14 protein-coding genes and 1 pseudogene are annotated in these 13,025 nt (G+C 54.1%); 4 read left to right on the top strand and 11 right to left on the bottom strand.

Translation table 11 applies throughout. The features are described from left to right. Window positions 1-7: 7 nt before the first annotated feature. Window positions 8-1,345, bottom strand: a complete 1,338-nt coding sequence (locus ACTID9_RS06055) for an APC family permease (protein WP_441070343.1) — start codon at window positions 1,343-1,345, stop codon at window positions 8-10. Between the two features lie 142 nt (window positions 1,346-1,487). Here ACTID9_RS06055 and ACTID9_RS06050 point away from each other — a divergent pair, with 142 nt between their 5' ends. After that, window positions 1,488-2,726 carry a MerR family transcriptional regulator gene (locus ACTID9_RS06050; protein ID WP_441070342.1) on the top strand — a complete coding sequence of 413 codons (1,239 nt, stop codon included), beginning with the start codon at window positions 1,488-1,490 and terminating at the stop codon, window positions 2,724-2,726. 35 nt (window positions 2,727-2,761) lie between these two features. On the opposite strand, the gene ACTID9_RS06045 is transcribed toward ACTID9_RS06050, so the two are convergent. The 6 genes from ACTID9_RS06045 to ACTID9_RS06020 form a co-directional block, all read right to left on the bottom strand. Then, complete coding sequence (locus ACTID9_RS06045; protein WP_441070341.1) at window positions 2,762-4,114, bottom strand: hypothetical protein; 1,353 nt, start codon at window positions 4,112-4,114, stop codon at window positions 2,762-2,764. Further along, window positions 4,071-4,526 carry a hypothetical protein gene (locus tag ACTID9_RS06040; protein WP_441070340.1) on the bottom strand — a complete coding sequence of 152 codons (456 nt, stop codon included), beginning with the start codon at window positions 4,524-4,526 and terminating at the stop codon, window positions 4,071-4,073. The genes ACTID9_RS06045 and ACTID9_RS06040 overlap by 44 nt, the downstream gene beginning before the upstream one ends. Before the next feature lie 188 nt (window positions 4,527-4,714). Continuing rightward, entirely contained in the window at window positions 4,715-5,509 is a 795-nt protein-coding gene (gene bacA / locus ACTID9_RS06035; RefSeq protein WP_441070339.1) for an undecaprenyl-diphosphate phosphatase, read from the bottom strand. Window positions 5,510-5,814: 305 nt separating this feature from the next. Next, complete coding sequence (locus ACTID9_RS06030; protein ID WP_441070338.1) at window positions 5,815-6,078, bottom strand: YokU family protein; 264 nt, start codon at window positions 6,076-6,078, stop codon at window positions 5,815-5,817. A 175-nt stretch (window positions 6,079-6,253) separates the two neighbouring features. Then, entirely contained in the window at window positions 6,254-6,514 is a 261-nt protein-coding gene (locus ACTID9_RS06025; RefSeq protein ID WP_441072433.1) for a metal-sensitive transcriptional regulator, read from the bottom strand. Window positions 6,515-6,573: 59 nt separating this feature from the next. Beyond that, on the bottom strand, window positions 6,574-8,247 hold the full coding sequence (locus ACTID9_RS06020; RefSeq protein WP_441070337.1) for a CoA-disulfide reductase: 1,674 nt from the start codon (window positions 8,245-8,247) through the stop codon (window positions 6,574-6,576). Between the two features lie 222 nt (window positions 8,248-8,469). On the opposite strand from ACTID9_RS06020, the gene ACTID9_RS06015 reads away from it, so the two are divergent. After that, window positions 8,470-8,706, top strand: a complete 237-nt coding sequence (locus ACTID9_RS06015) for a hypothetical protein (RefSeq protein WP_441070336.1) — start codon at window positions 8,470-8,472, stop codon at window positions 8,704-8,706. Between the two features lie 63 nt (window positions 8,707-8,769). Here the strand turns inward: ACTID9_RS06015 and ACTID9_RS06010 are convergent, their stop codons facing one another. Beyond that, a complete protein-coding gene (locus ACTID9_RS06010) occupies window positions 8,770-9,396 on the bottom strand; it encodes an HD-GYP domain-containing protein (RefSeq protein ID WP_441070335.1) in 627 nt (208 codons plus the stop codon). Window positions 9,397-9,499: 103 nt separating this feature from the next. On the opposite strand from ACTID9_RS06010, the gene ACTID9_RS06005 reads away from it, so the two are divergent. Beyond that, window positions 9,500-9,721 carry a hypothetical protein gene (locus ACTID9_RS06005; RefSeq protein WP_441070334.1) on the top strand — a complete coding sequence of 74 codons (222 nt, stop codon included), beginning with the start codon at window positions 9,500-9,502 and terminating at the stop codon, window positions 9,719-9,721. A gap of 125 nt (window positions 9,722-9,846) precedes the next feature. Next, window positions 9,847-9,996 (top strand): annotated as a pseudogene (locus ACTID9_RS06000) (type II toxin-antitoxin system RelE/ParE family toxin); the annotation flags it as partial. 186 nt (window positions 9,997-10,182) lie between these two features. On the opposite strand, the gene ACTID9_RS05995 reads toward ACTID9_RS06000, so the two are convergent. From ACTID9_RS05995 to ACTID9_RS05985, 3 genes are all read right to left on the bottom strand, one after another. Beyond that, a complete protein-coding gene (locus ACTID9_RS05995) occupies window positions 10,183-10,530 on the bottom strand; it encodes a hypothetical protein (protein WP_441070333.1) in 348 nt (115 codons plus the stop codon). 92 nt (window positions 10,531-10,622) lie between these two features. Then, complete coding sequence (locus ACTID9_RS05990) at window positions 10,623-12,095, bottom strand: aldehyde dehydrogenase family protein (RefSeq protein ID WP_441070332.1); 1,473 nt, start codon at window positions 12,093-12,095, stop codon at window positions 10,623-10,625. 1 nt (window position 12,096) lies between these two features. Continuing rightward, window positions 12,097-12,918, bottom strand: a complete 822-nt coding sequence (locus ACTID9_RS05985) for a carbon-nitrogen hydrolase family protein (RefSeq protein WP_441070331.1) — start codon at window positions 12,916-12,918, stop codon at window positions 12,097-12,099. Between the last annotated feature and the right edge of the window lie 107 nt (window positions 12,919-13,025).

Below are 13,025 nucleotides of genomic sequence, written 5' to 3'. Positions count from 1 at the left end.
GTATGAACTAGGCTGCATCGATTTCCATTTGCGGAGGCTTTCTCTTAAACCCTTTCGTCAGGACAAGCAGATAAACAAAACCGATGCAAAACCAGATGATCCCCAGAATCAGAGAATCGGAATCCAGATTAACGAGCAAATACAGGTCCATCATCGTCCCGATGACCGGAAAAAGCAGGTTGCGGAACAGCGCCCAACCTGTACGTTCTTTTTTGCGGACGAAAAAATGAAGAATCACAGAAATATTCACGCAACTAAAAGCGAGAAAAGCGCCGAAATTGATGAGCGATGCCGCCGTTCCCAGCGTCATAAACAGCGCTGACAAGCAGATCGCGCTCACGAGCAAAAGATTGAAAAGCGGTGTTTTCCAGTTTGGATGAAGGTAGGCGAACAGCTTCTTTGGCAGCACGCCATCGCGCCCCATCGAATAAAGCAGACGTCCGACGCTGGCATGGGAAACCATCGCAGAGCCAAACGTGCCCGATGCGATCATCACGATGAAAAAGGATGCCAAAAGGTCACCGCCGACATATTGAATGATGACGAACGCAGCAGAATCGGGATCGGAAAATGACGCGTAATCGGGATAGACGAGTTGGGCCAGATACGAAACGACGATGAAGACGAGGCCGCCGACCAGCGTCACGATCATCACGGCGCGCGGGAGCAGCTTCTCCGGATTTTTCACTTCTTCCGCAAACGTCGTAACGGAATCGAAGCCCAAAAAGGAAAAGCAAAGCAGAGAAGCGCCTGCCATGATTGCGGTAAAGCCTGTTGTTCCTTGCTGGAAGAACGGCGTAAGCGAGAACAGATGGAAGATGCTCTGATTTGTCACGATGTGCCGGATCGACAAAACACAAAATGTCACGATAAACAGAAGCGCACAAGCATTGATCAGCGTATTGACATTCGCCGCCAGCTTGATTCCTCTGATATTGATGAAAGTAACGAGCACGATCATCAGCAAAATCCAGACATATTCAGGCACCGAGGGCAAAGCCGCGTGCAAAAAGCTGGCAAAAATCAGGTAATTGACCATCGGAATAAACAAATAGTCAACCAAAATGCTCCAGCCCACCAAGAAGCCGACCGATGGGGAGATCGCTTTTTGGGCGTACGTGTAGGCCGAGCCTGCAATCGGGAAAGCTCCCGCCATCTTTCCATAGCTAAGCGCTGTAAAAAGCATCGCAACTAATGCTAGAATGTAAGCGACAGGAACCATCCCTTGCGTCAGCTGGGCAGCAATGCCATACGTGCTGAACACGGTGCCCAGCGCCATGAACGAAATGCCGAAAAGGACGAGCGGTGCAAGCGTCAGCGAACGTTCCAAGCGAGTGTTTTCCAATACGTATTCCTCCTCTAAGAATGTAAACGGTTTCGCATTTCCTGACTCCATAGTAGAGTGAAGACTTATCTATAGGGCAATCGCCGATTTTGGACGTTTTTCAATAAAAGCACGGAGTATACTCCATGGAGGGGAGGACACAATGAAAATCGGATTGTTTGCCAAAAAATTCAATGTTTCCATCGACACGATCCGCTATTATACGAACCTTGGATTTTTAATTCCAGTGAAAAAAGATGCGTACTACGACTATGACCAAACGTGTGAAGACGATATGACGTTTATTACCCAATTGAAATCTCTTCACTTTACGCTAAACGAAATCGGCGGCATCCTGAAAATCAAACGCGTGACTTTGCTAAGTGACATGGAGGATCTGGAAAATTTCGTGCAGCTGCTCGATACCAAAAAGGAAGAGCTGCGCCGGGAAATTGCCAATCGCTACGAAGCCATCGCAAACATCGACGCGATCATCGATACGGTCCATCAAAAAAAGGGAGAAGAAACCGAAACCGGCATCTCCATTTCGTTCCTCCCGCTGCTTCGCTGTCCCGTCTGTTCAGGTTCACTTCAATTGAAAAACGCTCGCATTCACGGAGAGTCGATCATGGATGCGGACGTGACCTGTTCATGCGGCTTTCAGGCCGAAATTGCAGGCGGGATTTTGTATGCTCCCAATCTGGACAATTCGATTCAAAACAGAGCCTACTTCTACGAACCCAAAACATTGGGTGAAGTAAGCACCGAGCTGATTGAGCTGATGACCAAGAGCGGGCTGTTTATTTATCAACGGTTGAAAAGCTATCCGCTGGCAAACAAGGTGATTCTGGAGCCCAGCATCGATACGTTCGTCCTGCTGCCCAAATTCTTGCATTTGCTCCAGGACGACGCCATGTACATTTTTTGCGGCAGCAAACGGGAAATGGTGGAGAAGCTGAAAGGGAAGCTGACGTTCATCAATCCCAAGCTGAAGGTGCTCTACATCGTCAACACGTCGCTGCATTTGCCGATCGCCAACCAATCCGTCGACTACATCATCGACAGTCTCTCCTTCAACGATTACTCCCTGTTCAATCCGATATTCCCGCTTGCCAAGCTGAATCGGCATTGCAAGGAGGATACGACGATCATCGGGATTTATACGTATTACAAGAGTGGCGCAAAATCGCTGCAAAAAATGCGCGAACTCTACCCCGATGCCTATCCGTTGAACTCGGAAAAGGCGTTTATCGAAACTCATATCAAACCTTGCCAGTTTGACCTGGTTGAAACGGTCCCCATCGGAGATACCAGCCAGCCGGGCATCTACATCGAGCATCACATCGGAGATGAACGCTTGTTTGTAGAAGGATACATTGCAAAAAAACAGCGCGATTCCTGAGAATCACGCTGTTTTTTGCTTTCGCCCCATGGCGCTCATTTTGTCCAATACACGGCAACCCATCCCGGCAAATAGTTGCCGTAATAGCCGTTTTCTCCGGTCACGTTGCGCAGCAGTTCCATCTCCCGGGAAGTCCCGCTCTTCCTATACAGCGAGCCGTGCTCGGCGCCGTCAAGCCGCACAAAGAGCATCGTCTTGCCATCCGGTGAAACGATCGGCGCGTAATCCGCCGTATTCGCCGGACCTGTCGTTACGGCATGCGCTTTTCCATCCGCTGTCCGCTGCCAAATCCTCTGCCCCGGCACCAGCACGCGCTTCGGATCGTAGTTGCCCATCCATGACAGATTCTCTTTCCCTTGCTCAAAATACAGCGTGCTGCCTGCCGCATCGCCCCATTCCGGCTGCAAGGAGAGAAGCTTCTCTTCCCCCGCTTGTATCGGGCGGAAACCGGTGCGGCGCTCGGCGATCATCAAGTGCTTGCCGGTCGTCGCCTCGCGCCCGCCTCCTTCCACGAATGCGAGTCGGCTGCTATCGGCCGACCATGCCAACCACTGGTTGTACGCGAGTGATCCGCCCAGCTCGATCCGCTTCGCCGGCTGCTGCAGATCGAGGAGCATGAGCGAGACACCGTCTGCCGCAAGCGATGCGGAATTGGGCAGCATGTAGTAAGCGACATAGCGCCCGTCAGGCGAAACCGCCATGCCCGCCGCCTGTCTCATGTAGATCCCGTCATGTGCCGTCGGCTTCTCGCCAATGCCGAAGCTTTTCGCGATATTGCCAGCCAGGTCCATTTTGACAAGGCGCGGCGGCACCCCAACGCTCGCGGGCGTCGCCACCAGCAGCGCCTTGCCGTCCGGCATCCAGGTGAAATCGCCTGCATTCACCTGATCGATCCGGCTCTTTGCCGTCACTTTGCCTGCACCGATGGTTGCGATGGTAAGCTGTGTCTGATTGTGCCCCTTCGGATTATTTGTCGCATAGGCCAGCTGCAGCGAGGTCGGCGACCATTTTGCCGTTTGGTACACCGGCATCGCCTCGATCGGAAAGGCCCCCGTGCCATCCGCTCTGACTACCCACAGAACCGGGTCCGCGCTGTACCGATCCTCGGTTTTGTATTGCTTGTACATCAGCCACTCCCCGTTGTACGACCATCCGACAATCTCCACAGCTCCTTGCGTTGTCACCTGCTTGGGCGCGGCTCCCTTTGCTTTCGCGTCCATTACCCACAGGTGATTTTGGTTGGTGAAGGCGATGCGGGCGGGGAGGGATTCTGCCGCCACGCGCTGCGGTGATGTTTGTTGTGTCGATGCGATCGGTTTGGTGGCTGGGGTGGGGGCTGTTGGGCTAGCGGCAGGTTTTGCCGGAGCCGCGCTCGGTGCTGGTTTCACGGAGGCCGCAGGTGCTGCCGGTTTTGCGGGGGCTGCGCTCGGCGTTGGTTTCGCCGGGGCCGCGCTCGGCGCTGGTTTCGCGGGGGCTGCGCTTGCTGTTGGTTTCGCCGGAGCCGCGCTGGCCGTTGGTTTCACGGAGGCCGCAGGTGCTGCCGATTTCGCGGACGCTGCGCTCGGCGTTGGTTTCGCCGGAGCCGCGCTCGGTGCTGGTTTCACGGAGGCCGCGGGTGCTGCCGGTTTCACGGGCGCTGCACTCGGCGTTGGTTTCGCCGGAGCCGCGCTCGCCGCCGGCACAGTCACTTTGCTCGCGACAGCCGCTTCCGCAAAACTCGCGGTCCCAAAAGCCGCTGTCACGGCAAGAATCGAAACAATTGGAATTACAGCGCTTTTCTTCATCCTGATCTTCCTCCATCAATATACGATCATTCTGGTTTTCGCATAGTAGACGTTTGGGTCATTGCAATGTTACAGCTTCGGTTTATCAAATTCCAAAAATAAACCAAAGTACGCTTCGTTCGTCTAGTTTTCACAGCGAGCAGCCTTTCGTGTTGCACAAAAAAACGGCATGATTCCCAGGAATCATACCGTCTATCCATGTACTTAACGAAGAATAAAGAAATAAAACAACACCGCAATCACAAACCGATAATACGCAAATGGCGTCAGCTTGAAACGCTGCAGCAGCTTCAGGAAGCTGACGATCGCGAGCATGGCGACAACGAAAGCCGTGATGAAGCCTGCAATGAAAAAGCCCAAATCATCCATCGACAGGTTTTGGTAGCTTTTCAGCAAATCGAGACCGCTCGCCCCGACCATCACCGGAACGGCGACGAGGAACGTGAATTCGGCAGCCGCCTTGTGCGTGGTCCCGAGCAAAAGCCCGCCGGCGATCGTCGCGCCAGACCGCGAGAAGCCTGGCCACAGTGCGAGACATTGAAACAGACCAATCCCAAAAGCTTGTTTATAGCTGATCTCATCGAGCGATTGCGCTGTTGTCCGGCGGGGAAGCTTTTCTGCGACAATCATGAGAATCCCGCCTGCAATCAAACCGATGAGCACTGTTTGTGCACCGAATAAATATTGCTTGATGACGCCGTGAAGCGCGACGCCCAGCACGCCTGCCGGAACCATCGCCAAAATGATGTGGAGCAGGTTCAACCGCGGCCGCTTGACCCGCTGGCGCTCCCAGCCCAGCACGCTCAGGAATCGGCGCCAATACAAGACGACGACAGCCAGAATCGATCCAAGCTGAACAACGATCTCGAATGTTTTGGCTTTTTCGTCGGTGAAATTCAACAGATCAGCCGTCAAAATCATGTGGCCGGTAGACGATACCGGTAAAAATTCGGTGAGTCCTTCGACCATCCCCAGGATAATGGCTACCCAGTAATGCATGCTACGCCTCCATCTCTTTTATTTCCACATTGGTTTTTACATTTTACAATTGAATTGAAGCAGAAATATGGAAAAGCTCAATCCACCTTCTACATTATGATGGGGACACCCGCTTTTGGCAATTGGCTTTTTCATCGTATAAGACTTTATAAGTGCCCGCTTATAAAGTCTGGAACGGAAGAAAACTTCCATAGATCGAAGGACCTGCTTCTCGAAAGAACTTCTGAAAGACGTTTTTCTTAAGGCATGAAAATGCCCCGATTTTCCAATAAGGAGCATCGGGGCATGTCAGCATATGCAGTTGCTTATTTCAAATCGAACAGCCGGATCTTGGGTGCGTGCAAAATCTGGTCGTATGTCAAAGTGTCCGGGTATCCGGTCAAGTCCGCCATGATCAGGTTTTCTTCGACCTTCTGATTCATCGGTTCCGATATATAGACGCCGCACTTCGGACAGTCTACCGCAGGGATTTGCAGGATACGGAGCGTACGTTTGCCATCTGGCATCGTCCAGTAGCAATCTTGCGTCGATTCAGTTGTATGCGGTTCATTACACCATTGGCATTCCATCGTATGATAACCTCCCTGTTTGCTCACGCGCATTGCCAGAAGAAGTAGCAAGGAACATGCCAAACGAGTAATTCCCGAGATTCATGCATCACAGCGCGGTCATGCCATGGGTCACCGCTGAATATCCGGCAGTTTTGCGCCTGATTTCCGGCACCAAACCACTCCCACCAAACGACTATCTGCTCTTTACCAGCAGCTCGACGGCTTCCTTGATCACCTGGTCAGGATCATTGCCCTTTTCCAGTTCTTCGCGAATGCACGCTTGCAGATGGTTGGCGATCACAAGCCCGATGGACCGGTCGATCGCGGTGCGGATTGCGGACAGTTGTGCGACGACCTCCCGGCATTCTTTGCCTTCCTCCATCATTTTCAGGACACCGCGTACTTGTCCTTCTGCGCGACGCAATCGATTTTTTACATCCGTACCATATTCAATCATCAGCAGCCCCACCTTTTTTACAGACTTTACGCTCTACTCCTCTTCTGCCTAGCTGTCTAGTCAACTTTGGCCAAGAGCGCCTTCTCCCGTGCAGCGGCAGCATATGTCTTGTAACCGCCATCGACATTTTTGACAGCAAAGCCGTTCTCAGCCAAAATTCGCGCGGCCTGGTATCCGCGCAGCCCTACCTGGCAGGAGACATGGACGGTTTGGTCTTTGGGCAGATCGCGCAAACGTTCGCGAATCTCGCCCAGCGGAATATTGACCGTGCCCGGGATGAATCCGGCCTCGCGCTCATGCGGCTCGCGCACATCGATCACCAGACCGCCGGCCCCGATGATCGCATCGATTTCGTGCCACTGGACGATGTCGACCAAGCCGTCGGCGACATTGGACGCGACATACCCTGCCAGGTTGACCGGATCTTTTGCCGAGGAATAGGGCGGCGCATACGCCAGCTCCAAATCCGGCAGATCGAAAACGGTCAGGCCGCCCTTGATCGCCGTCGCGATCACATCGATCCGCTTGTCTGCGCCATCTCCTGCAATGGCCTGTGCGCCCAAAATCTTGCCGCTGTCACGATCAAACAGCAGTTTCAGGGCGATCGGCGCCGCCCCCGGATAATACCCGGCATGAGAGACGGGATGGACGTGGATCGCTTCATACGGGATACCCAATCGCTGCAACGTTTTCTCATTGTTGCCCGTCACCGCAGCGGTCAGATCGAAAACCTTGGCGATTGCGGTGCCAAGAGCCCCGTTGTAGCGAACATCCCGCCCGTTGATATGGTCCGCTGCCAGCCTGCCCTGGCGATTGGCTCCCCATGCGAGCGGCACCACCGTGGGCTGGCCGTTGATCCAGTCGATGACCTCGATCGCATCGCCGACCGCATAAATGGACGGATCGCTTGTCTGCAAGGTCGGGGAAACCTTGATCGCGCCGCGCACTCCCAGCTCAAGCCCGGCTTCCCGCGCCAGATTGCTCTCCGGCTGTACGCCGATGGCGAGGATGATCATGTCGGCCGCGATTTGCCGGCCGCTGTTCAGCGTAATTATTGTTCCTTCTTCCTCAAATGACTCGACGCCGTCTGCTAGAATCAGCTCCACGCCTTTTTGACGCATATGCTGGTGGACAATCGCTGCCATTTCGTAATCAAGCGGCGCCATCACTTGGTTGGACATCTCGACCAAAGTGACTTCCAGACCTTGATCACGCAGGTTTTCCGCCATCTCGACGCCGATGAACCCACCGCCGATCACGACGGCCCGCTGCGGCTTTGCTTGTTCCAAATATTGTTTGATCGCATCGGTATCCGGGATGTTGCGCAAGGTGAACAGCGCTTTTGCCGTCTCGATCCCTTTGATCGGCGGCACAATCGGCTTGGCTCCTGGCGAGAGCAGCAAAATATCATACGATTCCACGTACGATTCGCCAGTCGTCACGCTTTGGATCGTGACGGTCTTGTTTTCGCGATCGATCGCGGTCACCTCGCTCAAATTGCGGATGTCCATGTTGAATTTTTTGGCCATGCCGTCCACCGTTTGGACGAACAGCTTTTTGCGGTCCGCGATCGTTCCGCCAATATAGTAAGGCAGGCCGCAGTTTGCGAACGAAATGTACGCGCCGCGCTCCACCATGATGATCTGGTCTTGTTCAGAAAGGCGGCGCAAGCGGGCAGCAGCACTGGCTCCGCCTGCAACGCCACCGACGATGACGATTTTTTTGCCCATCCGGTTCTCCCCCTCTTCGATTCTCTGCTCTATTCAAATACCCCTAAGGGTATTATCGAGAGGACAGGAAGAAAAGTCAAGAAACGATCTGGATTGTTCCGGCGATTCGACGAATGTGACGGGTATACACCACGGACGGATGCAGGTAGACTGGAGAGGAATCGCTTCACCCAGGTGAACGCAAGAAAATCGAACGGACATGCGAGGAAAAGAGGGGATCTTATGAAAAAACGCATCGGATTGATCGGGCTTGGCGATACTGCCCAAAAGGTGTACCTGCCGATATTGGCGCAGCATGAAGCCGGACAGCTCCTTCAGGCCTCCGGCACCTTGTCATCCGCCGCCGCTTCCGCGCAAACGCCGGAATCGTGCAGCATCCGCGCCGATCTCGTGCTCCCTTCCCACGCGCTGATCGAGCAGTTGCTCTCAAGCCGCATCAACGGCCCCAGGATGCTGTGAGGCAGGATTTTGTTGTTCCCCGTCCACAGCCATGCGACCATCCGGACGATCGTGCAAACATCTTCAACCAGGCTGCATTTTGCCATAATTCAGCACCCTCTCGCAAAACATCGTTACCAATGCGGGATCAAACTGGGTATGTGCGTGCAAATAAAGCTGTTGGACAGCCCTGTCGACCGTCATGCTTTCGCGATAGGCGCGGTTCGTGGTCATAGCCGAAAAAGCGTCGACGACTTGCAAGATCCGCCCGATCAGCCGGATGTCGGAATTGGGCAAGGCGAACGGGTATCCTTTGCCATCCATTCGCTCGTGATGGGTCAAGATTCCTTCCAGCACGTGCGGCGAGTAGCCTTCCTGATGGATCAGGGCGGCGGAGTGGATCGGGTGCAGCTTGATGGCGGCGAATTCGCTGTCCGCAAGCTTCGTCGTCTTTTGCAAAATTTCCACCGGGATGCGTAACTTTCCGAGATCATGCAACCATCCGGCGACATACAGATCAGCGAGCGTCCGCTCGTTTGCCCCCCACGCTTTTCCCAGCTCGACGGCATAGCATGCAACCTGATGGGAATGCATGTATGTGTCGTGATCCCATTGTTTCAGCTCCTGCAGCAGCCGGATGCTTCGCTGCGAGAGGCGCTCATCCGGCTGGACGTCTGTTTCATACTCATTTGCGTTTAAATGAAGCTCCAATCCGACTCACCCTCTTCTCCGTAATCAGATGTCTCCCGCGCCTATGCAAAACGCATCCCCATCATAGGAAAGATAATGGCTGGCAAGCTAGGGGATTTTGTTCATGACGAAAAGCCAGAGTGCCGTGATTGCCGGTTCTTTTCACCCATGTCCTCCCTCTTTTGTGCGAGAAAATACGACCTTCCTCTCCATTCGCGCGTTTCGAGCAAAAACAAACGTCCATAACCAACGCATCGTCAGCACAGAAAAAAATACTCGATGGTCGAATGTGCCGAAAAATCGGCACATCTTCACCCAACGATTCACCTACGCTGCAGAATGGTAGCTGGGCTGATAGCTTGATCCCGCGGCGACAAGGGCGCTTTCTCCAAGAATGTGCTTTTCGATTGGGATTAGCCGGTGAAACAAGTTGTACGTTTTATGCCGAATATGGTATAGGAACTCCGCCCGGATGATCATCGAGTGATGTTCTTCCAAGTCAAAGGTGGAAAGTTTGTTCTCTTAAACCACTTTAGAAAAGAGACGAAAAAAACGCCACCCAAAGAAATCAAGAAGGCCATCAAGATGAGAGATGACTGGAATGCTCGAAACCCGCAATAAGGCGAGGCGGAAGCTGCTGCAACAGCAGAACCAACATTGGCACCCGCCTAACGTCTCTTTTCCCAATCTTGTACACTGTATGTAACCAAAAGGAGCCTACCGGTTCCTTTTTTCTTTCGCGACCCCATGAAATGGCCGTACGACCCGCAGCAGATCAAGCGTCAAATGTATGTACCCAACCGCACGCTAAAAAACAGTGCCCCCTTCTCCTACCGAATGGGCACTGTTTTTTACTCGCGACGCTATGCAGGCAGCAATCCCCATGCACTCCCTCCCGCGCGATCGCGCCAGGCTCGCCTGGCGTGTCGAGCAGGTTGCTGGGTTCAGCGCCTTCGCCACATCGCTCGACACGATGATCCGATCGTAAACCGAGCCCCCGCCGCCTTTTGTTTTCGCGATGATTTCATCGGTGGAACCGGCATACGTGGCGCTGACTTCGACGTTGTATTTCGCTTCAAAATCTTTGATGAAGGACGGATCAGCATAACCTTCCCAGCCAAGCAGGCCAATCCCCCACTTGCGCTGTGCTTTCATGTGAACGCTCCCTTATCGGTTACGCTGATCCGCCTCTATTTCCGCCTTCTCGGCTTTCTCTCTATCTGGTAACTGATGTCTGTCTCGCTCTCTTATCCTTCAAACCAGCCTACTGGGCCCACTTGCAGGTTGATGTTGATCTGTTTGATCTCCATGAACTCGTCCAGACCGTATGTGCCCAGCCCGCGACCGATTCCGCTTTGCTTGTAGCCGCCCCACGGCGCTTCGTTGTAGGTTGGATGGTAGGCGTTGATCCACGTGATCCCGGCGCGCAGCTTTTTGATCACGCGCATCGCTTTGGCGCCGTCCTGTGTGAACACGCCGCCGGCCAGACCGTAGACGGTGCCGTTTGCAAGCTCGATCGCTTGCGCTTCGTCCCTGAATTTTTGGATCACGCACACAGGACCGAAGATCTCTTCCTGCACGATGCGCATGTCTTGCTTCACATCGACGAAAGCGGTCGGTTCAACGAAGAAGCCGTTCGCATGCGCTTCGTCTGTCAAGCGGTTGCCGCCAAACAGCAGACGCGCGCCCTCTTGCTTGCCGATCTCGATGTAGCCGAGGATTTTTTCCATGTGGGCTTGGCTGACCACAGGGCCCATTTCGGATTGCGCATCAAGCCCGTTGCCGACGCGGATTTTTTGTGCGCGCTCCGCAAACGCTTCCACAAATCGGTCGTAAATGCTCTCTTCCACCAAGATGCGGGAGCCTGCCGAGCAGACTTGGCCGGCGCCGCAATAGATGCCGAACAGGGCATAATCGACAGCTGCCTCGAAATCAGCATCGGCAAAAATGATGTTCGGCGATTTGCCGCCCAGCTCCAGGGAGATTTTTTTGATGTTGCCCGCAGCCGCACGCATGATGTTGCGGCCGGTTGTCGTTCCGCCTGTGAAGGAAACCAGATCGACGTCCTGGCTTTCTGCCAGCTCGTTGCCCACTGTCGCGCCAGGTCCCATGACCAGGTTGACGACGCCTTTTGGCACGCCTGCTTCCTCGATGATTTCCACCAGCTTGGTGCAGGTGATCGGCGTAATTTCCGATGGCTTGATGACGACCGTATTGCCCGCAGCCAAAGCAGGAGCCACTTTCCACACCACCATCAGCATCGGGAAGTTCCACGGCGTGATCAAGCCGCATACGCCGACAGGCTCGCGGACCACCATCGCCTGCATCGGATCAGCGACGCCATAGGTTTGGCCGTGCGGCTTGGTTACCGCACCAGCATAGTAACGGAAGCAGGCAGCCGCATCCGCGATATCGAAGCCGGACTCGCGCAGCGTTTTGCCGTTGTCCATCGTTTCCAGGCGGGACAGCTCTTCATGGCGGGCTTCGATCAGATCGGCGATCTTGAACAGCACGCGCGCGCGCTCCGCTCCTGGCAGCTCGGACCATACGCCGCTCTCAAAAGCTTCCTTCGCGGCCGCAATCGCGCGCCTGGCATCCTCTACGTCACCTTCTGCCGCTTTTGCGATAACCTCGCCTGTCGCCGGATTGATGACGTCGCGGGTTTTGCCGCTTTGCGCCTGCTGCCATTCACCATTCACATACATGTTCAGTTCCAACATTTCACATCAAGCCTCCTGCAGTTTGATTTGATGACCGTTTTGTTTGATGCAACAGCTGCTCGAACAAGCCCGCTTCCCCGTTCAGGATGCGGCGAATCTTGGGGTCCGTGCCGCGAAACAGCAGGACCGGAAAGGTGACGATCTCCTCTTTGTCACAAAGAAAAGCGTGCGTTTTACCGTAGCCGTCCACGAAGGTGCTTTCCCCGATAAACGCTATCTCGCCTTCGAATCCGATGCGATTGCACAAGGCGACGGGAATCTCGTTTTCCATTGCCCGGCACTGCGTGTAGATGAGCTGATATTCCTTGTACGGCTGCATGTTGGACGTCGGGATCAGGATCATGCTGGCCCCTTTCAGCCGCAGGATGCGCGCCACCTCGGGAAACTCCAGATCGAAGCAGCTCATGATGCCGATCGTGCCGAACCTGGTTTCAAACACCGGCAGCTCGGACCCGCTGCTGAAAAACACCCGCTCCTCATCAAACAGATGGGTTTTGCGGTAGATGCCAAGCACCTCGCCACGGTCATTGATCAAGGCCGTCGTGACAAAGTAGCGCTCCTGCTCCCGTTCGGGAAACGAATAGAGCACATGGATGCCCTCTTCCCGACACAGCGCTTTCATATAGCACATGCACGGGCCGTCCAGACTCTCCGCCGCTTCTGCAAGCCAGGGACCGATCGAGTAGCCGGTGAGGCACAGTTCGGGAAATACGACCAGATCCGACTGCTGCCTGCGGGCTTCACGCACATAGCGCGTGATTTTTTCCAGATTGAAAAACTTTTGATTCAATTTGGTCTCGATCTGGGCAATGGATAATCGCATCGGTTTCTCCTTTCCACTGAAAGTGATTTCGCCATTCATACTTGCAAGCGTTGTGCCAATTCCAAAAACTTTGATTTTTCAAGAAAAATGTAGTATTTTAGCTTCAC

Origin of the sequence: Brevibacillus fluminis (assembly GCF_052072235.1) — a bacterium.
Classification (GTDB): Bacteria; Bacillota; Bacilli; order Brevibacillales; family Brevibacillaceae; genus Brevibacillus_D; species Brevibacillus_D fluminis_A.
Note: the sequence above shows the minus strand (reverse complement) of the source record. Positions and strands in the feature narration are given on the sequence as shown.